This window comes from Flammeovirgaceae bacterium, assembly GCA_015180985.1.
Taxonomy (GTDB): Bacteria; Bacteroidota; Bacteroidia; order Cytophagales; family Cyclobacteriaceae; genus UBA2336.
In genome coordinates, this window is the sequence record CP054185.1 from 3084780 (window position 1) to 3109691 (window position 24912).

The window sequence follows — 24912 nt, forward strand, 5'->3', positions numbered from 1 at the left end:
CAGTCATGCGCAGACTCCCATCGACACAACGAATAATTTTAATTCTTTGTCTTTGTTGACACAGGATTCTTTAAGGCAACTATTACTGGTCAGGCAAGATTCTATCAGACAAGTATCTGAAGAAATGGCAAAGCGATTGGATAGCCTAATGCAAAAAAGGAATCGGATGGCAGGGTTGATTGCCGCTGAACAGCATCGGATAGCTTTAACACTGGATAGCCTGGAGTCAATTAAGAACCCTGATACTCTTTTACTCAGCAGATACTCGGCCTTTCAAATGAAATTAGACAGCCTTAAAGCAGAAATAGAAACAGGTGGGATGTTAAACGAAATAGAAAGAAAAGTTTCCCATGCAGAGGATATTGCTAACTCAAAGTTTGATGCTTTAAATGACAAGGTGAACCGTATTACCCAGGGCAAAGTAAATTTGCAAGGTGAGGTGGATGTAAATTATGCAAGTAGCGTTCCATCATTGAATGTACCAGGACTTCCTGTCTCAGATGTAAATTCCCCATTGAGCAACACCAATTTACAAAATTCAATCCCTTCCGATGTTAATGTTTCTAAGCCCGAAATACCCGGTACCAGATTGCCGAAATTGGAAGTGAATGAATTGGGGAAAAAAACACAATATCTTGATGGATTAATCGGTCAGGTTAGACAATATAAGGAGGAGTTGGAAAAAGTGAAGGATCAAGAATTTGATGTTAATAAAATATCCAATGAAATTGAAAGGCAAATTATTGAGCTAGATGCGGTAAAGGCTTTTGAGAAAGAGATTGGACTCAATCCTTTTGCAAAAAGCTGGAACGATCCTGAAGTGATGAAGGAAATGGCCTTTAACAAAGGCAAAGAGCAAGCAATGAATCATTTTGCCGGACACGAACAGGAGTTAATGGCTGCAATGGAACAGTTTTCAAAAATTCGGGCGCAAATGAAGAACCCGGAAGGCACTATTGACATGCTAAAAAAACAAAACAACCCAATGAAGGACAAGAAGTTTGTTGAGCGTTTGGTACCTGGATTGGCCTTGCAGTTACAAAAGCCTGGTCCTTTCTGGTTTGATCTTAATCCTTCATTGGGCTACAAACTGTCGGGTAAGTTCACCCTTCATGCCGGCTGGAATTACCGGTGGGCCTACGCAAACGATGAAGGCTGGTTAAAAAGCGAAAGGATTTATGGCCCCCGCACCATGTTGGAATACACCTGGCGGCAATATTTTTCTTTTGTGGGAATAGCCGAAGTGATGAGCAGCCCGCTGAAATTATTTGGCAATCCTTCCAACCCAGAGTATACCAGTCGCGATTGGATATGGAGTTATATGGTTGGCACCAAGACTTCCTATAACATTACTAAATCCATTAAAGGTAATGCCCAGGTGCTTTATAATTTATACGACCCCGACCATCAAAGTCCATATGGCGATCGGCTGAACGTGAGAATGGGGGTTGAGTATGTAATTAAGTTAAAGAAGAATGCGACCGAGGGATCGGCTGATTATTGAAGTAGATATTGTAAGCTCCCCCGAAAATAGGACTGTAAGTGGCTGGGAATTTTGACAGGTTGTAATTATAGATTAAGGTTTTGAGTTTTTGCAATAGCTTTACCTATTCCGGGTGGCTCTTTTGTACCAGCTTGATTACTTTCATCCTTCCCTAACGGCTTGTTCCGATGACTTGTTCGATTGCTTTTTTTACCACGGCATCTTTGGTCGGCATCCGCTTGCGGTAATACTTTTTAGTACGCGAACAGCCCACCAGCTTACACGCCTGGGCATGGCTCATTCGAAACTGCTTCTTCACAAATGGGCCAGGCCGTGTTCTTTTTGCCCAGGCGTCAGAACTTTTTTGAGAGCAGGTCTTTTATGGCATCAATCTCCAGACTCTGGTTGGCCACAATTTTCTTGAGCCTCGCATTTTCATACTCAAGTTCTTTAAGTCGCTTAAGTTCGTCAACGGTCATGCCTGCGTACTTGCTGCGCCAATTGTAGAACGTAGCCTCGCTAATACCATGCTTGCGGCATACTTCGGCCACCTTCTGGTCTTGTTGGATTTGTTCGTTGAGGATGCCAATAATCTGGGCCTCGGTAAATTTGCTCTTCTTCATTTTGACTTTTTTTGGTCGGTTAAATTAGAAAATCCTACTTTTAACCTGTTCAAAAAAAGCAGCCTAGTACCGTCTTATCCTAATTTTTTCTTTGGGTCTTGTCTAACATCAAAGAATGAAAGGATTATAATCTTGTTGTCCCTTATTCTATAGAGTATCCTTGTCTGCCGTGATAGTTGAAAACCTCTTATGTCGTTGTTTTCAATTTGTCCCATTAAAGGATAGTCTTTTAGGAGTTTGAAAATCTCATCAACTTTTTGAACAAACTCTTTAGCTGTCCTTTCTCCCCATTTTTGTTTTATATAATCTACAATTGAGTCGAAGTTTCGTTCCGCTCTCGGGGTAATATAAACTTGCATTAATACTTTTTCTTAACAGTCTCCCAATCAATCAAATTTTTATCGTCTTGAGATTCTTCATAGGATAAATAGACTTCTTTCTTTTGTTCTTCGGTCATAGTTTTCCATATCTGTCCCTCTTTTGCGGTCTCCCTTTGTTTTAGAAAGTCATAAATTGTCCGCAGTAACTGCTCATTTTCAATCCTGTCCAGGATTTTGTGAAGGTCTGATTTCAGCTCAAGTGTCCCCATGTTATTCTCTTTTTTAAGTAAGCCAAATTTACGTCTTTTTACTTAATTTTTTCGCGATCGACCTATTGCCCCACAACGGTTAAGTGTAGCTGCCGTGCGGGCTTAGATGCTGTTCACTGTCCGCCAGCACAAGACAAGCAAAGTGGTACAACGGTTCAAGTTTGCACATCCTCCCGCATGGAAGCTACACAGCTGCCGACACTCTCCGCGGAACGAACTCTTGTCCACTGACTGAAAAACTCTCCGCGTAACCGAGTCCATTTTTTTTATTTTTCAGTCCGCCCTTGTCTGTTGAGACCGAAATTGTTTCGTAGTCAGCAAACGTATTTTTGGAACTCACTTGTCGCGCGTTGGTGTAAGCTCCCCCGAAAATAGGACAGTTTTGAATTAGACAAAAGGTCTAACTTTAAACTGTTAACTATGAAAAGAACACGATTCACCGAAGTCCAGATTTTCAACATTCTCAAGGAGTTTGATGCTGGCAAAAACATCCAGGATATTGCCCGCGATCAGGGGATTTCGAAAGCCACCATTTATAACTGGAAGGCAAAATACGGGGGCATGGAGATGAGCGAACTCAAGCGGGTTAAGGAACTTGAGGAAGAAAACCGGAAACTCAAGCAGATGTATGCCGACCTGGCCCTGGACAACAAGATGCTTAAAGATGTTTTGGGAAAAAAGTATTAAGGCCCGCTGAGAAGCGAACCCATGTAGACCATCTGAGAACGACATTTAAAGTCAGCCTCGGTCGGGCCTGTAAAGTGATGGATATCTCACGTTCGGTTTACTACTACCAAAGTAAGAAGGACGATCATGTGGTGATTGACAAACTTCAGGATTTAGCGGAGAAACGGCCTACGGAGGGTTTTGGAAAATGTACTTCAGGATACGAAAGGAAGGATTATTATGGAACCATAAACGCATCCACCGGGTGTATAAACTATTGAAATTGAATATGAAGCGAAAAGGAAAAAGAGGTTACCGGCACGCGCGCTCCAGCCCCTGGAGGCGGTTAGCCATATCAATGCAAAGCTGGTCGATGGATTTTATGAGTGATTCTCTTTTGTCAGGTCGTAAGTTCAGGGTGCTGAACCTGCTGGATGACTTTAACCGCGAGGCTCTGGCTATTGAAGTGGACACCTCAATGAGAGCCGAACGGGTGATACGGGTGCTGGAACAAGTCATTGGGTGGAGAGGGAAACCCAAGCGAATCAGGGTTGATAATGGGCCCGAATTCATATCAAGCAAACTTGGCTTATGGTGCGAGGAGAATGGTATCCATTTACAATTCATTCAACCAGGCAAACCTTCCCAAAATGCATACATCGAGCGTTTTAATGGGAGCTTTCGGAAGGATGTGCTTGATGCATACGTATTCGAATCGCTGACCCAGGTTAGAATCCTGGCAGACGAGTGGATGAATGATTATAACTACCACCGTCCCCATGACGCGCTAGAAGGTCGCAGTCCTGCGGACATGCTGGCAGTGGATTTATGGAAAACTCGAAACGAGTTTCCCACAAACCCACAGCCGGTTACTATGATAACAATGAATAAATTTTCTAATTTAGAGTTGTCCTAAAAAGGGGGAGCTTACATTGGCAGTGTGTACCTAAAACTCTATTGAACAGAGGTCAGCCGTTATTGTCCAGCGGAAACGCGTCTTAGTCGTTAACGTTGTCACCGGTTGCGTAGGACTAATTAGTCCCCGCATGGTGCACAACGTTTTGGGTTTGTTTAGTGGCGGATAAATCCAACGGATTTGTCCGCCTACACGAGTATAAATAAACTTGCTGACACTACGGGCGACTGTGTCGCCCGCCATTAAACAAACCTGGTGTTGTGCCCCGTTGCCTTACTTTGAATTGTCCTTAATCCAGGTTTTAATTTGCTCAAATGTCACCTGGCCGCTTGCTGCTTTAAGCACAAAGTCATACTTATCATTTTGTCCTAAGTGAATGTCAATGTTATTAGTTTTGAGCATCAGTCGCATGAGTACGTATGCTGTCCGTTTATTACCGTCTATGAACGGATGATTTATTATTATGCTTTCAAAAATTGCAGCGGCTTTGTCTATCGGGTCAGGGTATAATTCCTGTCCGTCAAATGTTTGATAAGGTCTATTTATTGCTGATTCAAGAAGTCCTTTGTCCCGAATGCCTTTTGCTCCGCCAAACTTGTCTATAAGAATGTCGTGTATTTTTTCGACTTCATTAATGTCAATCATTTAGCTAGTCTTTCTAGGAGTTCTTTGTCTTCTGTTAGTATGTCCCTTAAATTCCTAGTCAGGTTCACCTTGTCGATGGGTTGATTTTCAACTTGCTTTAAAAAGTCCAACACGTCTTGAAGTACGCTTTCTGGCACTTTGTCAAGTGATTTTTGTATCTCTGATTTTATGTCTTTAGTAGTCATTTTTAGTCCATTATTTCAGTTCGAAGTTACTAAATTTTACTCTTACTTTTTTCGGTCGGGCAATGAGCCACAACGTTTGGGTTTGTGACGGCTTGCGGATAGGAGGGCTTGCTAAATGAGGAACGAAATGGCAAGCCCGACCAGTTGCAAACAGTCTTCCGTTACGAAACTAAGTAAAGAAACGAAAACTTCATAGCCACACATCACCTGCAAGCTGGCACAAACCTGTTGTTAGCGCCAGTACGCGTCCACCGTTTACTTTATTTTGGACTCGAAAGAGTCCACCGATAATTTAATTTGGACGCGTCTGGCTCCATATTGAACAAAAACGTTGTCTTGTTGGTCTGTCATTGTCGGTCAAACTGTCTAAAAAAAATTTTTAAGGTCAATTTTTCAAATTTTCCTTCACCAAACCGAAAAAAAAATTCGCGCTTCGCGCGATTCTCTTGTCTACGGTGGGGGGCTGGTTTCGCGCGTGTCGCGCGCGACAAGGGTATTTATTTAAAGTCCGTTGTCAATTATTCAATTAGTCTAAAACTTTTCCGCGTGTCCGCGTACACTGGATTTTATAAAAGTCTTTGTCAGGAGTTAATTTATTGTCCGCGGAGCTGAGTCTTTGTCAGTTAGTCAAACGTTGTCTGCGTAGATTTTATGCGTATTGGCGGCAACGTTTGGCGCATATTGCGTGGCGTTTGTGCAAATGCGCAAGGTCCACCGTTGTTGAGTGAAGATAGGAGAGGTACTAGGCTGCTTTTTTTGAACAGGTTAAAAGTAGGATTTTCTAATTTAACCGACCAAAAAAAGTCAAAATGAAGAAGAGCAAATTTACCGAGGCCCAGATTATTGGCATCCTCAACGAACAAATCCAACAAGACCAGAAGGTGGCCGAAGTATGCCGCAAGCATGGTATTAGCGAGGCTACGTTCTACAATTGGCGCAGCAAGTACGCGGGCATGACCGTTGACGAACTTAAGCGACTTAAAGAACTTGAGTATGAAAATGCGAGGCTCAAGAAAATTGTGGCCAACCAGAGCCTGGAGATTGATGCCATAAAAGACCTGCTCTCAAAAAAGTTCTGACGCCCGGACAAAAAGAACACGGCCTGGCCCATTTGAAGAAGCAGTTTCGAATGAGCCATGCCCAGGCGTGTAAGCTGGTGGGCTGTTCGCGTACTAAAAAGTATTACCGCAAGCGGATGCCGGCCAAAGATGCCGTGGTAAAAAAAGCAATCGAACAAGTCATCGGAACAAGCCGTAAGGGAAGGATGAAGGTAATCAAGCTGGTACAAAAGAATCACCCGGAATGGGGCGACAGTAAAATTCGCAGGGTCTATGAGCGTGAAGGTTTTTCCCTTCACCGCAAACTGCGCAAGCGCATCAAAGACAACCCCGCCAACCCCCTTTCTATACCCCTGCAGGCCAATATCGAGTGGGCCATGGACTTCATGAGCGATGCCCTGGATAGCGGGCGTACATTCCGCACACTCAACATCGTGGACCATTTTAACCGCCAGTGTATGGGTATTGAGGTGGACTTTAACCTGCCGGCCAGAAGGGTAATAGAAGCATTGGAGCGTGCCATTGAGCGGTACGGCAAACCGCTCAGCATCCGTACCGACAACGGCCCCGAGTTCCGCGCCAAACGCTTTATGAACTGGATGCACAACAACCACATCCAGTGGAACCCGATACAGAAAGGAAAGCCGCAACAGAACGCCATCATCGAACGATTCAACAAAACTTATCGCGAAGATGTGTTGGATGCCAACGTGTTCAGCTCACTGGATAACGCCCGGCAAGTCACTCACAAGTGGGTCGATGAGTACAACCATAAAAGGCCACACCAGGCGCTCAACTATCAAACACCCATGGCCTATGCTGCGTGATACCTACATGGGAAACTCTTTTTCTGTTTCCCTAAAAAAAGTATGGGCCATCAGTATGACAGCCCAAAACTTTTTTCAGTGCAAACCCTGCTTGTTCGCTGAGGTTTCCAATCGCAGCCACGCAGGTAAAGCTATTGCAAAACTCAAAACCTTAATCTATAATTACAACCTGTCAAAATTCCCAGCCACTTACCCCAGCAACATTCTCAAGGAGTTTAATGCTGGCAAAAACATCCCGGATATTGCCCGCGATCACGGGATTTCGAAAACCACCATTTACAACTGGAAGGCAAAATACGGAGGCATGGAGATGAGCGAACTCAAGCGGGTTAAGGAGCTTGAGGAAGAAAACCGGAAACTCAAGCAGATGTATGCCGACCTGGCCCTGGACAACAAGATGCTTAAAGATGTTTTGGGAAAAAAGTATTAAGGCCCGCTGAGAAGCGAACCCATGTAGACCATCTGAGAACGACATTTAAAGTCAGCCTCGGTCGGGCCTGTAAAGTGATGGATATTCAATCTTTAATGACCTGTACGGATTTGATTAGATTATGTGACTTTATCCTTTTAGAAAGATTATGAAATGTCCGATAAGGTCCCTCCGCTATTGAAAAGTTAATCAACCAGGAAGGAACTGAGCCTCCCGGATCGACAATAAAACTGTAATCAATTTTTAACCGATTATTCAGCGGGGTAATAACCCATTTACCTTCGGATTTCGGTACACGAACGATACCGTCATAAGGCGGGATGTAATCAGGTATACTTACTATAGAAAAAGTCATTACCCGTGTAGCGGGGTCTTGGGTTATCCTCAATCGTACTACCAGGTCGCGGTTGGATACCGGCCAAGGTGCCTTTACTTCGGCTCGATAAATCAACTCAAGATCGCCAATAACCTCAAGAACTTCTGCCTTAATAATGTTGTACTGCCATTCGGTATAGGCCTCTACATTCAGAATATGCGCAGCGAGTACTGAAGGAGTTGTAGGCAATGTAAAAGACGCACGGATGGCTTTTACTTTAGAGTCAGTTAGCTTGCATGCATAAACAAAAATACTGTCTTGTGAGCGTTTAAGTTCACAATCAGTTTGCCCCATAGATAACAAACTGATTAGAAGAAATACCGGAGAAAGCCGCATCTTACCTTAGGATATCCCACTCCTCATTTAACACCGCTATAGCCGCATGAGCTGTTAGATCAAATTGACATGGAACCACCGAAACATAATTGTTTGCAATAGCCCACTCATCATTATCTTCTCCCTTATCAAAATTTACAAAATTACCGGCCATCCAAAAATAGCGCCTGCCGTTTGGGTCGAAGCGTTCATCAAATTCTTCCACCCACTTGGCATTTGCCTGCCGGCAGATGCGAATGCCTTTAAGGTTTTCATTGCGTTTTGGAGGAAAATTGACATTGAGCGCAACGCCTTTGGGCAACCCTTTGCGTAGTACCTGCTCCGTTATCCGCAATACAGGTTCTTCAGTGTGCGAGAAATCAGCATCATGGGAGTAGTCGCACAACGAAAAACCGATAGCCGGTGTACCCTCGATAGCGCCTTCAATTGCTGCTGACATGGTGCCGGAATACAGAACACTTATCGAAGTATTACTTCCATGATTAATGCCGCTTACCACTACATCAGGCTGTATCTTATCTCTCAACACATAATGCCTGGCCATTTTTACACAATCAGCCGGTGTACCTGAACACTCAAACGCCTTCACTCCATCAAAAATAAAATTTTCCTCCAGCCGCAGGGTCTCACCAACGGTAATGGCGTGCCCCATTCCCGACTGTGGGCTGTCGGGTGCTACTACCAGCACATCGCCAAGCTTTTTCATCAGCTGAACCAGCGTACGAATCCCTTTTGAGGTAATTCCATCATCATTTGAAACCAGAATAAGGGGTCTTTTCATACAGACAAGAAACAATCGGTGTAGCGCAAGCTAAACCTTAAATACCAAATCAAAAAGCCTCATCAATTAACAAAGAGCGAATTGTAATAGGCGATGATTTTAATAAAATCATCTTTGTTTTCTATCCGTAGCCGATTTGCCCGTATATACTTATCAACATCCGGAGCTTGCCGGCCCATCAGGTTCATTAATTCCGGGCGCTTTCCGCTAAACTCTGAAATTCTGCCTTTTTCATCCATAAAGAAATAGCGATAAACCATGACCAGACGAGAATATGAGCCATAATAATAAGGCGAGCTGTAAGTACGGTATTCCAGTGATTCGCGACAAAGCAAAGTAAGTTTACCTTCAGTTAGCAACTCAAAAAATGAAAGAACTCCGTAGGAGGATGACGGGGAGTACGGCAGGGAATAAAAATTACGGTATTTTTTTGCAGTAGCATCAAAAATTTCGAACATCAATACTTTACGAGGTGCAAAGGCTTCTACCCGGCTTTCATTTTTGTAGCCAAACTGAATCAAATCCTGTTGCAGATCGTATTTAATTACTCCACGAAGAGTATCGCCCGATGTCAGAATAACCTTGCCATCATGCCAAAGCTCAAAAGGCCATTCCTGTGCCAAGGCCTTACTACTGAACAATATCAGTATAACGACTGCCCGTACCCGTATCCTGTGCATCACCCCTTTAATATAGTATGCCCCAGCCGGTCACGCTTGGTTTTGAGATACCTCTCGTTATGCGGGTTGGGAGCAATTTCAATCGGAATATTCTCAACAATTTCCAGGCCATAGCCCATCAGGCCTACCCGCTTTTTAGGGTTGTTGGTTAACAGTCGGATTTTGGTTACCCCCAGGTCGCGAAGTATCTGTGCACCAACGCCATAATCGCGCTCATCCATATCAAAGCCCAGTTGAAGGTTCGCTTCTACTGTATCCATGCCATTTTCTTGCAGCTTATAGGCTTTCAGTTTATTTAACAGGCCAATGCCTCTGCCTTCTTGTTTCATATAGAGCACCACGCCTTTGCCTTCGCGTTCAACCATTTGCATTGCCGCGTGAAGCTGTGAGCCACAGTCGCACCGGCACGAACCGAAAATATCACCGGTAACACACGAGGAGTGCACACGCACCAGCACCGGCTCATCTTTTTTCCAACTTCCTTTTACCAGGGCCAGGTGGGTTTCCTGTGTACTGGTTTGTTTATAGGCAATCAGTTTAAAATGACCGTACTCCGTGGGCATGTCCACATCCACTTCGCGTTCAATCAGCGACTCGGCTTTGATACGATACTCAATTAAATCTTTAATGGAAACTAATTTCAGGTTAAATCGTTCAGCAACTTTCTTAAGGTCAGGAAGACGCGCCATGGTGCCGTCATCTTTCAATATTTCTACCAGCACCCCTGCCGGCTTAAAACCAGCCAGTCTCGCGAAGTCAATAGCGGCTTCGGTATGCCCGGCCCTGCGCAGTACACCGCCACGCTTAGCCCGTAACGGAAAAATATGACCTGGCCGCCCCAGATCTTCCGGTTTGGTTTCCGGATCCACAAGGGCACGTATCGTTTTAAAACGGTCGTGTGCTGAAATACCGGTAGTGCATCCATGACCGATCAAATCAACCGAAACGGTAAATGGGGTTTCAAATGCTGCGGTATTCTGCCCTACCATTAAATCCAGTTTCAATTCATCGCACCGATCTTCAATTAACGAGGCACAAATAAGCCCGCGGCCATGGGTAGCCATAAAGTTTACAATCTCCGGAGTGATGCACTCGGCCGCGCAGATAAAATCGCCTTCATTTTCGCGGTCTTCATCATCCACAACAATAATTACCTTACCATTCTTGATATCGTCAATGGCCTCCTCAATTGTATTCAGTTTAAAATCAGTCTGCATCAATTTTACATTTTCTTCAAAACAATATTAAAAGCAAGATGGTTTACCGGGGCACAACAATGCCCAGTGCATCGGCTAACTCCTTTTCGGCCAGCTTAAGCTGTTCATGCCGAAGGAGATACTGGTCAACATGCTTATCGTCCTTTCCTTTCATTTCCGCGAGATTCTCCTCCATCATCTTCTGAATGATCCTGAATTTAAGTCGTAATACATTGCTTAATGTTACCTGCTGCATGACATCCCGTTCATGCGGAAAATAAATGTGGTATTTCTCACTCCAGTGCGGGCTGGTTTCGTAACGCGAAGTAATCAGGTCTGCTACCGCTTTCTTCACTTCAGCCGAACCATTTTCAAGAAAATAAAAGTTATCAATGCGTTCACCGGTGGCCGAGCCATTTTTAAATACGGTGAATATCTCTTTATACACCGGGTTGGTAAACTCTACATCATCTAATTCATTCAGCAAAAAATCGATAACCGTCTGTTCACCGTTTTCGTCCGTCATATTGTTTTCGGCATAGTTAAGCAGTAACCGGATGGTTTCGCGCTCCTGCATCTGCACCATGGTTTGCGAATCGGTCCGGGCAAGCGGTTGTGCCTCGTGCAACGATTCAATCGGCTCAGGCTGTTCTTCACGCCAGCGTTCCTGCTCGCGTCTTTTCCTTTCCTGAATCAGAATTTTATTTAACTCGGTAAGTAAAACCGCTTCCTGTATGTTTAGCAAGTCGCTGGTTTCTTTAATGTAAACCGAGCGTTTAATCGGGTCGGGTATCAGGGCGATACTGGTTACGATTTCGCGTATAGCCTCGGCTTTCTTTATCGGATCGTTAACCGAGCCGGCCGAATACAAATCAATTTTAAAGGAGATGAAATCGCGTGTGTGGGTTTTAAGGTTGTGCTGAAACTCGGTGCTACCCATTTTGCGCGAGTAGCTGTCGGGGTCTTCACCATCGGGCAGTAACACTACACGTACGTTCAACCCGCCTTTCAAAATCAAATCAATTCCCCGAAGGGCTGCCTTCACTCCGGCCGCATCGCCATCAAATAATACCGTTACGTTTTCGGTAAACCTGCGCATCAGGCGTATTTGTTCTTCGGTAAGCGCAGTGCCCGATGAAGCCACCACATTTTCAATGCCCGCCTGGTGCAATGAAATCACATCGGTGTATCCTTCAACCAAATAACAGAAATCGAGTTTCCGGATTTCATTCTTTGCCTGAAACAAGCCGTATAAAACATTGCTCTTATGGTAGATTTCTGTTTCGGGTGAGTTGATGTATTTAGGCTGATCTTTTTCTTTGGTTAATATCCGGGCACCAAAAGCAACAACTTTACCGGCCAGGTTGTGCACCGGAAAAATAACTCTTCCGCGAAAGCGATCGTACCGCTTCCGCGGCCCCTCTTCTTTTGAAATGATTAGCCCGGCTCGTTCCAAAACCTCAGCGCTGAACCCGCTGCGCAGTGCATGCTTCTCAAAATGATCCCATTCATTGAGGCTGTAGCCTAAATCAAACTTATCGAGGGTTCGATCGTTAAAGCCGCGCTCACGGAAATAGCTCAACCCTATGCTTTGCCCCTCTTCGGTATTATGCAAAAGATCTTTAAAGTACTCTTTTGCAAAATTCATAACGATGTACAGGCTGTCTCGTTCATTTTGTGCAGCCTGGTCTTCTGCCGAAACAGCCTCCTCCTTAATTTCAACACCATACTTTTTAGCCAGGTACCGGATGGCCTCCAGGTAGCCCAGCCCTTCGTGTTCCATAACAAAAGTAATGGCATCACCGCCCTTTCCGCTGCTGAAATCTTTAAAGATGCCTTTTGAAGGAACTACATAAAAAGAGGGTGTTTTTTCATTGGTAAACGGACTGAGCGCTTTATAATTCTGGCCCGACCGTTTCAGCGACACGAAATCACTCACCACATCATAAATATCCATGCGGTTTTTAACTTCGTCAATGGTGCTGGGCGAAATCATGGCCTCAAAGATACCTTTTCCAACCCGCCCCTGAAACCTCGGTGTATAATCTTTGTTTTAGGATAGAATGCGGCCTAAATTCACCGCCAAATTTACGGCATGAATATTACAAAAGAAGACGTTTTAAAGGCATTGAGTGGGGTTCAGGACCCGGACCTGAAACGAGACCTGGTTAGCTTGGGCATGATTAAGGATGTGTCGGTTTCACAAGGCCGGATTTCCTTTACCGTGGTGCTTACAACCCCGGCTTGTCCGCTTAAAGAAAAAATCCGGCAGGATTGCCTGGATGCCGTCAGTGCTATTGCCGGAGCATTGCCTGTAGATATTACCATAACCTCTTCTGTTACCTCCTCGCGCAGTCAGGAGCCGCTGTTGCCGCAGGTAAAAAATATTGTGGCCATCGCATCGGGTAAAGGAGGCGTGGGCAAATCAACAGTAACCACCAACCTGGCTGTAGCCCTGGCGCAAAGTGGAGCCAAAGTAGGTTTAATTGATGCCGACATTTTCGGACCTTCAATACCCACCATGTTTAATTGCGAGTATGAACAACCCGGTGTTGAGGCAGTGAACGGTAAAAACATGATCGTTCCGTTGCAGCAATACGGTGTAAAACTGATGTCCATTGGGTTTCTTGCTCCTCCCGATAGTGCCGTAGTATGGCGCGGACCGATGGCGAGCTCAGCCCTGAAACAGTTTTTCAGCGAAACACTGTGGGGTGAACTGGATTACCTGTTAATTGATCTGCCTCCCGGCACCAGCGACATTCACCTGACGTTGGTTCAAACTGTGCCGGTAACAGGGGCCGTTATTGTAACCACACCTCAAAATGTTGCTCTGGCCGATGCACAAAAAGCAGTGGCCATGTTCAGGCAACCGCAAATCAATGTGCCCGTGCTTGGCATTGTCGAGAATATGGCGTGGTTTACACCGGAAGAACTCCCGCAAAACCGCTACTACATATTCGGAAAAGAAGGCGGGAAGAACTTATCCGAAAAACACAACGTTCCGCTACTGGGTCAAATTCCGTTGGTGCAGGGGATCCGCGAAAGCGGAGACACAGGCTTACCGGCTGTGATGAAGGCGGGTGAAACAGCAAATGCATTCCGTTTATTGGCTGAAACCCTGGCCCGGCAAATTGCCATCAGAAATGCTACCTTTGAACAAACAAAACGCGTTGAACTGAAAACTGTATGAGTAAACGCATTACCGAGCTAACCCAACGCATTGAAGCTTCGCTGGATACCATCCGGCCCTACCTGGAAGCCGATGGCGGCAATGTAAAAATTACCAAGGTAACCGATGACCACATTGTAAAACTGGAGTTTGTGGGTGCATGCGGAACCTGCCCGATGTCAACCATGACGTTTAAGGCCGGTGTGGAAGAAGCCATTAAAAAGGCCGTTCCTGAAATTAAGGCCATTGAGGTTATCAACCTCACCGAAAATTAACTTCCATTTTTGGTTACACTGCTTATCTTTGGCTTATCCAGATAATGTAATCGGTGTTTTGTGTTAAAAGTATCTTTTACCTTTCTTTTATTGTTATTAAATGGAGCAGCCTGGGCACAACAACGATGTGGCACGGTGGAGTACATGCAGTGGTTGCAAAAGGAAGGAAAGATAAAGCAAACCGATGCCCAGTTTGAACAGTGGCTGGAACACAAAAAAAGTTTACAGTTTCAACAACAGCAAAGCGCCCGCCAGCAAGCAGGACCGTACCAGATTCCGGTTGTTGTCCATGTAATTCACAACGGAGAACCAATTGGAGTTGGCCGGAATATTCCGGATGCACAGATACTTTCACAAATTAATGTTATCAACAAAGATTTTCAACGACTGAATGCAGATGCCGGCAATACCCCACCCCTGTTTTCACCGGTGGCCGGCAGCATGGACATTGAGTTTGTGTTGGCACAACGCGATCCGAACGGCTTGCCCACCACCGGTATCGTTCGGGTTAACGGAGGCCAGTCGGCCTGGTCGCTTTCACAGGAAACAACTTTCAAAGCACTAAGTTACTGGCCGGCTGAAGACTACCTGAACATCTGGGTGTTGAACTTCAGTGGTGGATTTATCGGCTACGCGCAATTTCCGGTTTCCACCTTGCCGGGATTGGAGGAATATCTGGACGGCCTGGCCGAAACCGATGGAGTAGTAGTTGACTACCAGGCCTTCGGATCGATTGACGATGGCAGTTTCGACCTGGACCCTAATTTCAACAAAGGCCGTACACTTACGCACGAGTTAGGACACTTCTTCGGATTAAGACACATCTGGGGCGATAATCTTTGTGGTACTGATTATATTGATGATACACCAACTCAACGCAATGAAACTACTGGATGCCCGGTGCATCCAGTAAGCACAGTTTGCGGAACTCCAATCATAACAATGTTTCAAAATTATATGGACTATACGGATGATGCCTGCATGAATCTGTACACACAAGGGCAGGTTACCCGCATGGAATTAATTCTGGATGATCCTTCCGTTCCGCGAAGGAACAGCCTGCTCTCCTCTCCGGGCCTGCTGCCACCCGACTGCGGTGTACTGGATGCAGCCATTATTGAAAAAATTTCACCCGGCCCGGTTACCTGTGGCGCCAATACACAACTGAAGTTGAAAATTCGTAATTACAGTTGTGATCCAATCACTGCATTAAAGTTAAATTATTCCATTAACGGAAGTGCTCCGCTCACTACCATATTTACCGGGCTTAATCTTATCCCAAATGCTGTAGCCGAACTTACACTGGGCACTGTGGTGCTTACATCGGGTTTAAATTCGTTAGCAACAACCATTACAGAAGTAAACGGAATACCCGATGGCCGGCCAGACAACAGTACGTTAACTACAAATGTACTTGTTGATAATACACACGAACGCATCCCCTTACGCGAAACATTCGACCAACTAACGTGGCCAGTTATTAACCCTACCGAGGGCACATTATGGACACTTAACCCCACCAACTTTGAGCAATCAGCATCCTTCCGCGCCTTCGATGCACCTGATGGGCCCAACGAATCGTGGTTGACAACACCCCTATTGGATTTTTCAACCACAACAACTGCCAGTGTTTTTTTTGATTTATCATACGCCTGGAACGGCAGTCAAAATGATCGACTCCGTATTCTGGTATCGGAGGACTGCGGCAATACCTATCAAAACCTCAGCCCCACTCCGTTTGATAAAAGCGGGTTGCAGTTGGCCAACACTATTTCCACCGAATTCTGGCAACCTATTGTAGAGTCCGACTGGCAGTTGCGTAAATTTATTAACCTGTCAAACTATGCCGGCCAGGAAGCCATTCGTCTGGCATTTGTTTTCACCAACAAAAACGGTAATAATATTTTTCTTGATAACATTGAGTTTTTTGTTTCCGAAGATCCCCATCCCGTTGATATTGGTGATGACCTGTACTCGGTGTACTGGCATTCTGATTTTGAAGCCTCGGTTACGTTTAATTTGCCTGAACGCAATTCGGTGCGCATTGACGTTATGGACGTTATGGGCAGATTGTATATCAGCACAAGTGCACCCGATATTCTAAATCAGACGTTTCCGATTGATATCGGCAATGTAGCTGCAGGCATTTACATTCTGCGCGTTCAGATTGGGTCGAAATTCTACGCTACCAAATTTTTCATGTCGCGTTAACGGCCGGCTGTTGCTGTGGAATGATTATCTTTGAGTGTAATATGTACTCTGCATGTCGGTAAAAAGGAAAGTAGCCATTCTTTACGGAGGTCGTTCGGTTGAGCACGCAGTTTCGGTTAATTCAGCCAAAAATATTTATGAGTTTATCGATAAAAGCATATTTGAACCGGTACCCATCGGCATCAGCAGCCAGGGGCAATGGTTCCTTACGCAAACCGTAAATAAAGAAATAGAACAGGGCAAGGCCCTTGGATTGATTCTTGACCCAAAAAACGCGGGCTTTATGTTACTTGCCAGTGGCGACCGGTTTAAGGTAGATATTGTTTTTCCGGCCCTGCACGGCACCGATGGCGAAGACGGAAGCATACAGGGTTTGCTTGCCGCAATGGATATTCCCATGGTAGGCACCGGTGTGCTGGGTTCATCAATCTCCATGAATAAAATCGTAGCCAAGCGAATGCTGAAAGAAGCCGGGTTGCCGGTAGGTGATTTCTTATCCTTTCACTTCAGCGAAAAGAACAAAATCCGCTTTGATGTTATGGAAAAGCGATTCAGCCTGCCCTTTATGGTCAAGTCGGCCAGCCTTGGTTCTTCGGTTGGTATCACCAAGGTAAGCCGCAAAAGCCAGTTTAAGCAAGCCATTGAGGAGGCCTTTCGATACGACCAGGAAGTAATTATTGAAGAATTTATTAACGGCCGGGAAATTGAGTGCGCCATTCTCGGCAATGAACCACCGGAGGCTTCTAACCCCGGTGAAATTATTGTGAAAGGTAACTATGAATTTTATACATTCGATGCCAAGTATGTTGATAAGGAGGCTGTAACGATTCAGGTACCTGCAGCATTGGATAAGAAGACCATAAAACTTATACGCGAAATTTCAATAAAGGCATTTAAAGCGCTTTATTGTCAGGACTTCGCACGGGTTGATTTATTTCTGACGAAAAAGGGTAAAGCGTATGTAAACGAAATCAATACCATCCCCGGCTTTACCAACTCAAGCATGTACCCCATGATGTGGAACGAGCGGGGTATCGGCTTTAGTGAATTGATTACCAGGCTCATCAACCTGGCTCAGGATCGTTATGAGGCAAACCAGCGTATCTCACGCGACTTCACATCGGCTTTGCAGTATTAACTTTAACCTCTACCCGTACCTCTGCCCATGATAAAACGGTTTCAGCAATATACTTCAACGGTTGGCGGTTTGCTCATCAGCCTGGCTATTACAACAGGTACAGGTCTTATTCTTTTGCTCTTCTACTTTTACCTATACCTGCCGGCTTCAACCAACCATGGCGAAACGATTACGGTGCCAAATGTAGAAGGAATGAACATTACTGACCTGAATGAATTTTTGGTAAAGCGCAACCTGAGGTTTGAAGTAAACGATAGCTCTTATTCTGAGGATTATGCACCCCTTACCGTGCTGAAGCAATACCCGCAGGCCGGCTCAAAAGTAAAGGAGAACCGCGTGATATACCTCTCGATTAACCGCGTGAACCCGCCAAGCGTACCGGTTCCCAACTTAATCGATGGGTCGCTGGTAAATGCGGAGGCCGTACTGCGCGGAAACGAATTAAAGAGAGGGAAGATACAACTGGTGCGCGGGCCTTTTCTAAACCTTGTAAAAGAAATGCGGTTTGAAGGCAAAAAAATTGAACCCGGAACCCGAATACCTAAAGGTTCGGTAATTGATCTGGTGGTGGAAGATGGCGGCAGTAATGTGGTACCCATGCCTGATGTGATAGGTTATACACTCGAAGATGCCAAGATTCCCATCTTTGGTTCTAACCTCAACCTGGGGCAAATTCACCTGGTGGGCGATACCCTTACTGTATCACCGGTTGTTGTGCTCAAGCAAAAGCCTGCACCAAAAGAAAATATTAAAGTGGGGGATGTCGTTGAATTATGGGTAGGAAAAAAAGGCACTGTGGTTATTCTGGATGAGGACGAAGACGGCAACAATAACAACCTCCGGTAAGGTGGTGAAACAAATAATTTTTATTGTCCTGATGGCCATGCCGATGGTGGCACTAAAGGCTCAGTTTGTAGTAACGCCTGTATCCAAACCAGCAACAATAAACAATGCTTCACGTAAACAAAGCCTGCCGGCCATGGCCCTACCCTTCTGGGACGACTTTTCCGCCCGCACCAACACCGATACGCTGTGGGAAAGCAATACTACTGTTTGGATTAACACTGATACTGGTATCAATCCGCCAACGGTAGAGGTTTGCAGTTTTGATGGATTAAACGAACTTGGATTACCTTACAACCTTACCGACCCGCAAGCCGTAGGGTACACCGACAGCCTGGTATCAAGAAGAATCAGAATGGCCGATGTGCCGTTAGCCCTTCGAAATACGGTATTTTTCAGTTTTTTTTATCAATGGGGTGGTTATGGCGAGACACCTGATGGAAATGACTTCTTTCTACTCGAGTTTAAAACCAACACCGGAGTTTGGGAAACAATTGTAACCCTCACCTCGAATGACGATGAGCAGCCGGATGTATTCTACGACACACTCATCCGCATAAACCAGGACAGGTTTTTTCATAATGATTTTCAGTTTCGCTTTCGTTCGTTCGGCAGGCAATCAGGCCGGTACGATACCTGGCATATTGATTATGTGTATATAAATGTTAACCGAACGGAAACAAACAAATTTTATCCCGATCGGGCTGTATTTAAACACATCAGCAGTCCGCTTGGGCCATTCTATGCCATACCCTATAAGCATTTTACCGACCCGGTAACCAATCCGGCATTTACCAATCCTTCCGTTGGGTTGTATAACCTCTCGGCTATAAACCAACCCATGAACTTTGATTCGTTCTTTAAACTACAGGTTTACGAAAATGGTACATCTATTATAACAAATAGCCCGTTGAGTGATTCCGTACCTTCTTCGCTGGCCAGTCTTGAACGTAAATTCTTTTCACTTCCCGATCTTCCGCCAAAAACCTTGTTTAATTTATCAGCTGATTCCGCCTTTTTAAAAGTATACCTCCGTGTTAACACGCGCGATACACTGGTAAAAAAACCCGACTTTCAGCTAAACGATTCCAGTTTTACAGAAACCGTTTTTAAAGATTACTATGCCTATGATGACGGAACTGCCGAATATGCCGCAGGCCTTACTCAGGCAGGTAACATGGCTGCCTGCAGGTTTGTGCTTAAAACAGCAGGCCAGGATACCCTCAATGGCGGATATATTCACTATCCATATACGGGTTCGGCCAGTCCAAATATTGTAACCTTAATGATATGGGCAAATAGAAACGGTAAACCCGGTACACTGCTTACCGAACAAACCATTCCGGTAAGGCGCGAACCCAACAGTAAATTCACATCATTTACGCTAAATCCTGCTGTAATTGTAAAAGACACCGTATTTATCGGCTGGGTTCAGGGCAATGCCGGGCTGGTCCGAATCGGGCTTGATACCAGCCACAATACGGGTGATCAGATTTATGTGAATACCAACGGAACCTGGGTGCAGAATGACCTGGTTATCGGCAGCCTGATGATACGACCACGTTTCGGAACCGGTGAAATTGTTACGAGTTTACCAGAAGAAAAGCAACCCATTGTTGACCTATACCCCAATCCAAGCTCAGGAGAATTTTACCTTAGGGGCGATGTAAGTGCCATTGAAGTTTTATCGGTAACCGGGCAACGCATTGAAATAGAAACTGAACAAGTCAATTCAGAAACATTGATTCGGATACTAACGCCTCAAACAGGTCTTTACCTGGTACGTTACCGGGCGGGAAATTTTATGCAAGCAAAAAAAGTACTCATTACCCACTAAGTTTTACTTCAGTTCTATTGGATTGGGGCTGAAACTGACAATAAAAATAATCAGCGCAATCCAGCCCAGTACCTGCCGGTTGGCATCAAGCGGTTCTTCAATTTCAGAGGGCGGATGTTGTACGCCAATAAAACGACCCAGCACAAAGCCAAACACCAGCCAGCCCGAATAGCCCTGAATAGTTGGAAAACTCCAGCTTAGCAGAAACTGCAGTGCAAAAACAACAAGCGCATACATAAGCGTATCGCGCCAGGGCAAGGCCAACCCGGTAAAACACAGATAAAGAAATATCACATACGCAGGTACATAAATAATCAGGTCGTTTAAAGGTTGGCCGGGGTGTACCAGGCCCAACCCTGCATAAAACATAAAGGCGATGAAAAAAGCAGAGGCAATCAACCGGTGCCACCTGTAACCAACCAATCCGTAAAGTACATGGCCGCCATCCAACTGGCCGATGGGTAATAAATTAAGACTTGTAAAAATCAATGCAAGAAAACCGGCAAAGAGGTACGGGTAGTGCATTATCTCGTGCGGGTTAGGCATGCGTTCAGGATCGGCCACAACCGTTTCGAAAAATGTAAACAACAGGTTTTTACCGATAACCACATCCAGTATCTGTTCGTTGGGTTCGTAAACATGCTCGGCATAATTCAATCCGTATTGTTCATATTCCGGGTGAATCTGAAAAATGTATTCGGCAGGCGGCAGATTAGTAAAACCATAGAACAATACAAACAGCGCCATAATAAAACCTGCCAGCGGCCCGGCAATACCAATATCGAAGTTGATGCGCATGGAAGGAACTTTACTACGCAAGCGTATGATGGCACCCATGGTGCCAATGGACAATGGAAATGGCGGTATCGGAATATAATATGGAAGGCTGGAGTCGATACGGTTTATCCGGGCCGTAAAATAATGACCAAATTCATGCACTGTAAGAATTAGCAGAAACGGAACAGAAAAGTGCATGCCGCTTAAAAAATCCTGCCAGGTAAACTCAACGTAAATGGATTTGCCATACGTCCACTCTGCTCCGGCAATGGTAGTGGTAATAAAAGTAGTCAGGAATAGGAGTACCTGGATTAGGCGGATGCGGGTTTCTCTGTTCATAAAACAAAAGGACTCATTATTCTGAGTCCTCGATGGTGGTGGGCCCAGCAGGGCACGATCCTGCGACCCCCTGATTATGAGTCAGGTGCTCTAACCAGCTGAGCTATGGGCCCTGAAACGGGAGTGCAATTTTAGCTATAAGACCAATAAATACCAATCTGAATATGTTGATTTCAGCTTCAAGCAATTCCGATCCCGCTTTAAAATCCCGAGATTCACTTAATCACATGTACCCAACTTTTGCAGGTAGCGTAATCACCCACCTTCACTTCGTAAAAGTAAATGCCGCTGTCTAAATCTTTTGCAGCCCAGGTATTCCGGTAGTCATTCGACTCGTAAACTTTCCTTCCCCATCGATTAAATACTTTCAGCCGAACCGGTATATCAAAATCAGCAGGCGATTGAAGGGCCTCGCCATATTGAACAAAAAACGTATCGTTATCTCCAGGGGTATCTTCCGGAGTAATTACATTGGGAACTTTTAGTGTAAAGATGGGTACGGTAACAACCTGCTCGTACACACAGGTTTCTTTCACACCTACCAGCTTTACCCCGTAAAAGCCATCGAAATCGTAAGCATGATTTGCGGTAGGCTGGTCGGAAGTAAACCCATCGCCAAAATCAAAAAAATAAGTTTCACCGGGTTGTTGATTGGTATTGTTAGTTAGCCGGATAGCCGGCCTTGAAAAACAGTTGGTAATAAACTCGTATTGCATCTTCAGGTCAATACCGGGAACCACATTAATTTGCACAGTATCCTTTTTTACGCAACCCTCGGCATCGGTAATTGTAACGATATACAATGTTGTATCCTCCGGATTAATAAAAGGCCGTTGCAGATTGGATTGGAAAGTACTGTCTTTGCTAATCCACTGGTATTGAACCCCGCCCGAGGCATCGAGCTGGTAATTGGTGTACTGGCAAATAGTGGTATCGTCCTGGGCAGTGCCATCATTTTTATAGTACATAATCAGCTTTTGTACTGAATCAACGGCTGTACAGGTATTTAAATCAATAGCTTTTAATTTTATCAGGTAGGCGCCCTCTTGCTGGTACTGATGCAGAAATGATTCCTTATCGGTTTTTGTAAGTTTGGTGCCGTCACCTAAATCCCATTCAAAAATTTCTCCCCCCGTGCTGAAGTTTTCAAGCCGCAGTGTATCCGGGTAACACAGTTCGGCAATACCAGGCATTGAAAAATCAACTTTATTGGTTTGCAGGCGGGCGCGAAGCGAGGCCAAATCAAACTTGAACGCAGCATTATTGCAACTCAAACTGTTGTTGGTGTTGGACCAGGCGCCAGGTGTAGTCGGGAAGTCATCGAAGCTGCCACCGCAGCCGGCACAAACGGCATGGTAAACAATTCCGCTCTTATCAAAGCGGCTGGTACCGCCATCCACATGCGTAGCGGTTTGCGGACCGCCTAAAAAAGTAGCGTACAATAATTCCGAAGCATCTTCGGTTAGCACGATAAAATAAAAATCCGAACCAAATGTGGTTGATTGCAACGCATCAGGCGTTACCGGCATGCCGGTGGTTCGGCTAGTGGCCGGCCAATATCCTCGCGATATGTTCACGGCTCCTCCCCAGCCTGACATATACAGGTTGTTGCATTCACTAACCAGGAAGGCCGTTGGTGAAATATTTGGGATGCCAATACCGGAACCGAATACAGTGGAAAATACCAGCGTGGATAAATCACCTGAAAGTTTTTGCACAAACTGCCCGCTGTTCGGATTTTTATATACACGCGGTGTTACCGGCATGGGGCCGGTAGTCTGGCCGTACACATACACATCGCCTGTAGTACCCACATCCAGGAAATAAATCTGATCATATTGATTCGTACCCGTAAATGTTGAGTGCAGCAAAGTGGTTCCGGTTGCATTAACCAAGGCCATCCAGCCATCGGCATTACCGGCATACGTGGCCTGATAAGCACCCGGTGTAATCGGAAAATTGGCACTGGTTGTGCCTCCGCCTGTATAAATATTACCAAGACTATCGAACTTAATTGTATAGGCAGCATCGTGCCCATTGCCCCCGATAAAGGTTGACCACTCAATCTGCGTAAGTGCAGAATTAAGTTTTACAAGCACGGCATCGGTACCACCGCCATTGTAAACTGGCGAAAAGCCATTTACAATAGGAAAGTTTGCTGATGAAGTAACCGAACTGATATACACATTACCCTGGCCATCCGTAATGATATCGCCCCGCATTTCATCGCCATAGTTGCGGGTCAACGGCCCGGATGGCCAGGTATTTAGTCCGTCATTTAACGACCCCCCCAAATATGTACATGCTTTTAGCTGATCACCAGCCGGACTGATCCTTGCCACAAACATGTCCGATCCGTTTGGATACTGTTCAATAACATCGGAGAAAACGAAAAATCCGCCATTAAATGACGGGCTCACTACCCCGGCAGTAACAGGAAAATTCAGTGAACTGGTGGTGCCAAACATCAGCAAATCGCCATTACTATCCATTACCATGCTGTGTGGCGTTTCATTGCTTGAACCGCCCAGATAACTGGCATACAACAACTGGCTGCCGGTGGAGTCGTACTTCAGTAGCGCCACATCATAACCACCGGCATAAAAAGTTTGAAATGCGCCCGGTGTGGCCGGAAAGGTTCCGCCTAGAGCCCCCCGCATGATACCTGAAGAATAGAGGGTTCCGTTTTCTCCGGGTGTGGCTGTACTTCCCCAATTATCGGCCGTGCTACCCGAAAAGGTAGAGAAGATTAGCAGCGGATCGATAACCAGTTCGTAACAGGAGTCATAACCATTTGGAAACTCGAACCAGAGTACGTCTTCGGTAAGGCGGTACCGGCTGGTCACTTCAACTTTTTTATTATTAATCAACTGATAGGTATAGGGCTTTTTTTCAATTACGGTACCCACTGAAGTTTTTATAACGAGGTTTCCGCTTTCGAGTGCAAGCGCATCGGCACCGCAATACTGAAGCAAAAGCCGGGATGGGTCGGCTCCGGGTGTAACAATAAAATCATATTTGAGATGCTGGCCAACCGATGAGATTTTCAGATCGATTCCCTCATAAATGCCCGGATAGAGAACACCGTTATATGCAGCCGCACGCGGAGCCCATGTTGCCTGACTGTTACCGAGAAAAAAATTGTAATACGTCTTTACTGTACCAAAGGGCTCCGGCCTCACCGATTCATCGGCACCGATGAAATTAATCTGAACACTATGCCCGTTTACGGGACGGTTTTCTGAAATGTGTTTGCCATTTGATTCACTTATTGCCGTTGGCTGTTCATCAACATGATGATGAGTAGCCTGTTCCTCAAGCAGGGTTATAGTAAATTGATCAGGTTTTATAAATACGCGCCCTCCCGGAACGCTGGCAGCAAAATGTACATCGGCAGGCCACTGGTTTTTATTCTCAATAAACCGTAAGCCGGGTTGTGCACCGGCCAGTTGGCTGAAAGAAGCCAACATGCAGATTAAAATCAGGCAACCTATACCTCGCTTCAACATCAGTAACCAAGATAATGATTTTC

21 protein-coding genes, 1 tRNA gene and 1 pseudogene are annotated in these 24912 nt (G+C 45.3%); 11 read left to right on the plus strand and 12 right to left on the minus strand.

Annotated features, from left to right (window positions below):
* Window positions 1-166: 166 nt before the first annotated feature.
* Window positions 167-1504 carry a hypothetical protein gene (locus HRU69_14175; protein ID QOI98557.1) on the plus strand — a complete coding sequence of 446 codons (1338 nt, stop codon included), beginning with the start codon at window positions 167-169 and terminating at the stop codon, window positions 1502-1504.
* 332 nt (window positions 1505-1836) lie between these two features.
* Here HRU69_14175 and HRU69_14180 read toward each other — a convergent pair whose 3' ends face one another.
* The 3 genes from HRU69_14180 to HRU69_14190 all read right to left on the minus strand — a co-directional run bounded on the left by HRU69_14180 (window position 1837) and on the right by HRU69_14190 (window position 2695).
* Entirely contained in the window at window positions 1837-2106 is a 270-nt protein-coding gene (locus HRU69_14180) for a transposase (protein QOI98558.1), read from the minus strand.
* A 74-nt stretch (window positions 2107-2180) separates the two neighbouring features.
* Window positions 2181-2465: a type II toxin-antitoxin system RelE/ParE family toxin gene (locus tag HRU69_14185; GenBank protein QOI98559.1), complete on the minus strand. Its 285-nt coding sequence runs from the start codon at window positions 2463-2465 to the stop codon at window positions 2181-2183.
* Complete coding sequence (locus HRU69_14190) at window positions 2465-2695, minus strand: hypothetical protein (protein ID QOI98560.1); 231 nt, start codon at window positions 2693-2695, stop codon at window positions 2465-2467. Before HRU69_14190 ends, HRU69_14185 begins: the two co-directional genes overlap by 1 nt.
* Window positions 2696-3115: 420 nt before the next feature.
* Between HRU69_14190 and HRU69_14195 the strand changes: the two are divergent.
* Window positions 3116-4178: pseudogene (locus HRU69_14195) on the plus strand (IS3 family transposase).
* A gap of 372 nt (window positions 4179-4550) precedes the next feature.
* Here the strand turns inward: HRU69_14195 and HRU69_14200 are convergent.
* Entirely contained in the window at window positions 4551-4922 is a 372-nt protein-coding gene (locus HRU69_14200; protein QOI98561.1) for a type II toxin-antitoxin system death-on-curing family toxin, read from the minus strand.
* Between the two features lie 994 nt (window positions 4923-5916).
* Between HRU69_14200 and HRU69_14205 the strand changes: the two genes are divergently transcribed.
* Genes HRU69_14205 through HRU69_14215 form a run of 3 tightly spaced genes read left to right on the plus strand, consistent with a single transcriptional unit; the run spans window position 5917 to window position 7422 of the window.
* Entirely contained in the window at window positions 5917-6186 is a 270-nt protein-coding gene (locus HRU69_14205) for a transposase (GenBank protein QOI98562.1), read from the plus strand.
* Window positions 6183-6992 (plus strand): IS3 family transposase, encoded by an 810-nt coding sequence (locus HRU69_14210; protein QOI98942.1) that lies wholly within the window; start codon window positions 6183-6185, stop codon window positions 6990-6992. The genes HRU69_14205 and HRU69_14210 overlap by 4 nt, the downstream gene beginning before the upstream one ends.
* Window positions 6982-7422, plus strand: coding sequence for a transposase (locus HRU69_14215; protein ID QOI98563.1), 441 nt, complete (start codon window positions 6982-6984; stop codon window positions 7420-7422). Before HRU69_14210 ends, HRU69_14215 begins: the two co-directional genes overlap by 11 nt.
* Window positions 7423-7507: 85 nt before the next feature.
* On the opposite strand, the gene HRU69_14220 is transcribed toward HRU69_14215, so the two are convergent.
* The 5 genes from HRU69_14220 to HRU69_14240 all read right to left on the minus strand — a co-directional run bounded on the left by HRU69_14220 (window position 7508) and on the right by HRU69_14240 (window position 12787).
* A complete protein-coding gene (locus HRU69_14220; protein QOI98564.1) occupies window positions 7508-8092 on the minus strand; it encodes a hypothetical protein in 585 nt (194 codons plus the stop codon).
* 43 nt (window positions 8093-8135) lie between these two features.
* Window positions 8136-8915: a 5'/3'-nucleotidase SurE gene (gene surE, locus HRU69_14225; GenBank protein QOI98565.1), complete on the minus strand. Its 780-nt coding sequence runs from the start codon at window positions 8913-8915 to the stop codon at window positions 8136-8138.
* A 62-nt stretch (window positions 8916-8977) separates the two neighbouring features.
* The gene (locus HRU69_14230; GenBank protein QOI98566.1) at window positions 8978-9595 is read right to left on the minus strand and encodes a hypothetical protein; all 618 of its coding nucleotides are present in this window, start codon (window positions 9593-9595) and stop codon (window positions 8978-8980) included.
* Window positions 9595-10812: a bifunctional 3,4-dihydroxy-2-butanone-4-phosphate synthase/GTP cyclohydrolase II gene (locus HRU69_14235; GenBank protein ID QOI98567.1), complete on the minus strand. Its 1218-nt coding sequence runs from the start codon at window positions 10810-10812 to the stop codon at window positions 9595-9597. The genes HRU69_14230 and HRU69_14235 overlap by 1 nt, the downstream gene beginning before the upstream one ends.
* A 43-nt stretch (window positions 10813-10855) precedes the next feature.
* Window positions 10856-12787 (minus strand): DNA primase, encoded by a 1932-nt coding sequence (locus tag HRU69_14240; GenBank protein ID QOI98568.1) that lies wholly within the window; start codon window positions 12785-12787, stop codon window positions 10856-10858.
* 99 nt (window positions 12788-12886) lie between these two features.
* Between HRU69_14240 and HRU69_14245 the strand changes: the two genes are divergently transcribed.
* From HRU69_14245 to HRU69_14270, 6 genes are read left to right on the plus strand one after another with little or no spacing between them, the layout of a single operon-like run.
* Window positions 12887-13981, plus strand: a complete 1095-nt coding sequence (locus tag HRU69_14245; protein QOI98569.1) for an Mrp/NBP35 family ATP-binding protein — start codon at window positions 12887-12889, stop codon at window positions 13979-13981.
* Entirely contained in the window at window positions 13978-14235 is a 258-nt protein-coding gene (locus tag HRU69_14250) for a NifU family protein (GenBank protein QOI98570.1), read from the plus strand. The genes HRU69_14245 and HRU69_14250 overlap by 4 nt, the downstream gene beginning before the upstream one ends.
* A 60-nt stretch (window positions 14236-14295) precedes the next feature.
* Window positions 14296-16446, plus strand: a complete 2151-nt coding sequence (locus HRU69_14255; GenBank protein ID QOI98571.1) for a hypothetical protein — start codon at window positions 14296-14298, stop codon at window positions 16444-16446.
* A gap of 52 nt (window positions 16447-16498) precedes the next feature.
* Complete coding sequence (locus HRU69_14260; protein ID QOI98572.1) at window positions 16499-17584, plus strand: D-alanine--D-alanine ligase; 1086 nt, start codon at window positions 16499-16501, stop codon at window positions 17582-17584.
* A gap of 27 nt (window positions 17585-17611) precedes the next feature.
* Window positions 17612-18430, plus strand: a complete 819-nt coding sequence (locus HRU69_14265) for a PASTA domain-containing protein (protein QOI98573.1) — start codon at window positions 17612-17614, stop codon at window positions 18428-18430.
* A gap of 4 nt (window positions 18431-18434) precedes the next feature.
* Window positions 18435-20264: a T9SS type A sorting domain-containing protein gene (locus HRU69_14270; GenBank protein ID QOI98574.1), complete on the plus strand. Its 1830-nt coding sequence runs from the start codon at window positions 18435-18437 to the stop codon at window positions 20262-20264.
* Window positions 20265-20267: 3 nt separating this feature from the next.
* Here the strand turns inward: HRU69_14270 and HRU69_14275 are convergent, their stop codons facing one another.
* From HRU69_14275 to HRU69_14285, 3 genes are all read right to left on the minus strand, one after another.
* A complete protein-coding gene (locus HRU69_14275) occupies window positions 20268-21380 on the minus strand; it encodes a site-2 protease family protein (protein ID QOI98575.1) in 1113 nt (370 codons plus the stop codon).
* A gap of 36 nt (window positions 21381-21416) precedes the next feature.
* Window positions 21417-21493 (minus strand) — tRNA-Ile (locus HRU69_14280).
* 102 nt (window positions 21494-21595) lie between these two features.
* Window positions 21596-24850, minus strand: a complete 3255-nt coding sequence (locus tag HRU69_14285; GenBank protein QOI98576.1) for a gliding motility-associated C-terminal domain-containing protein — start codon at window positions 24848-24850, stop codon at window positions 21596-21598.
* Window positions 24851-24912 lie beyond the last annotated feature (62 nt).

Excerpts from the sequence above, each read along its gene's own strand:
- HRU69_14230 (QOI98566.1), bottom strand. The coding sequence starts at position 9,595 with ATGCACAGGATACGGGTACGGGCAGTCGTTATACTGATATTGTTCAGT.
- surE (QOI98565.1), bottom strand. The coding sequence starts at position 8,915 with ATGAAAAGACCCCTTATTCTGGTTTCAAATGATGATGGAATTACCTCA.
- HRU69_14250 (QOI98570.1), top strand. The coding sequence starts at position 13,978 with ATGAGTAAACGCATTACCGAGCTAACCCAACGCATTGAAGCTTCGCTG.
- HRU69_14285 (QOI98576.1), bottom strand. The coding sequence starts at position 24,850 with ATGTTGGCTTCTTTCAGCCAACTGGCCGGTGCACAACCCGGCTTACGG.
- HRU69_14200 (QOI98561.1), bottom strand. The coding sequence starts at position 4,922 with ATGATTGACATTAATGAAGTCGAAAAAATACACGACATTCTTATAGAC.
- HRU69_14190 (QOI98560.1), bottom strand. The coding sequence starts at position 2,695 with ATGGGGACACTTGAGCTGAAATCAGACCTTCACAAAATCCTGGACAGG.
- HRU69_14260 (QOI98572.1), top strand. The coding sequence starts at position 16,499 with ATGTCGGTAAAAAGGAAAGTAGCCATTCTTTACGGAGGTCGTTCGGTT.
- HRU69_14275 (QOI98575.1), bottom strand. The coding sequence starts at position 21,380 with ATGAACAGAGAAACCCGCATCCGCCTAATCCAGGTACTCCTATTCCTG.
- HRU69_14205 (QOI98562.1), top strand. The coding sequence starts at position 5,917 with ATGAAGAAGAGCAAATTTACCGAGGCCCAGATTATTGGCATCCTCAAC.
- HRU69_14240 (QOI98568.1), bottom strand. The coding sequence starts at position 12,787 with ATGATTTCGCCCAGCACCATTGACGAAGTTAAAAACCGCATGGATATT.
- HRU69_14185 (QOI98559.1), bottom strand. The coding sequence starts at position 2,465 with ATGCAAGTTTATATTACCCCGAGAGCGGAACGAAACTTCGACTCAATT.
- HRU69_14215 (QOI98563.1), top strand. The coding sequence starts at position 6,982 with ATGCTGCGTGATACCTACATGGGAAACTCTTTTTCTGTTTCCCTAAAA.
- HRU69_14245 (QOI98569.1), top strand. The coding sequence starts at position 12,887 with ATGAATATTACAAAAGAAGACGTTTTAAAGGCATTGAGTGGGGTTCAG.
- HRU69_14180 (QOI98558.1), bottom strand. The coding sequence starts at position 2,106 with ATGAAGAAGAGCAAATTTACCGAGGCCCAGATTATTGGCATCCTCAAC.
- HRU69_14220 (QOI98564.1), bottom strand. The coding sequence starts at position 8,092 with ATGGGGCAAACTGATTGTGAACTTAAACGCTCACAAGACAGTATTTTT.
- HRU69_14175 (QOI98557.1), top strand. The coding sequence starts at position 167 with ATGGCAGGGTTGATTGCCGCTGAACAGCATCGGATAGCTTTAACACTG.
- HRU69_14235 (QOI98567.1), bottom strand. The coding sequence starts at position 10,812 with ATGCAGACTGATTTTAAACTGAATACAATTGAGGAGGCCATTGACGAT.
- HRU69_14265 (QOI98573.1), top strand. The coding sequence starts at position 17,612 with ATGATAAAACGGTTTCAGCAATATACTTCAACGGTTGGCGGTTTGCTC.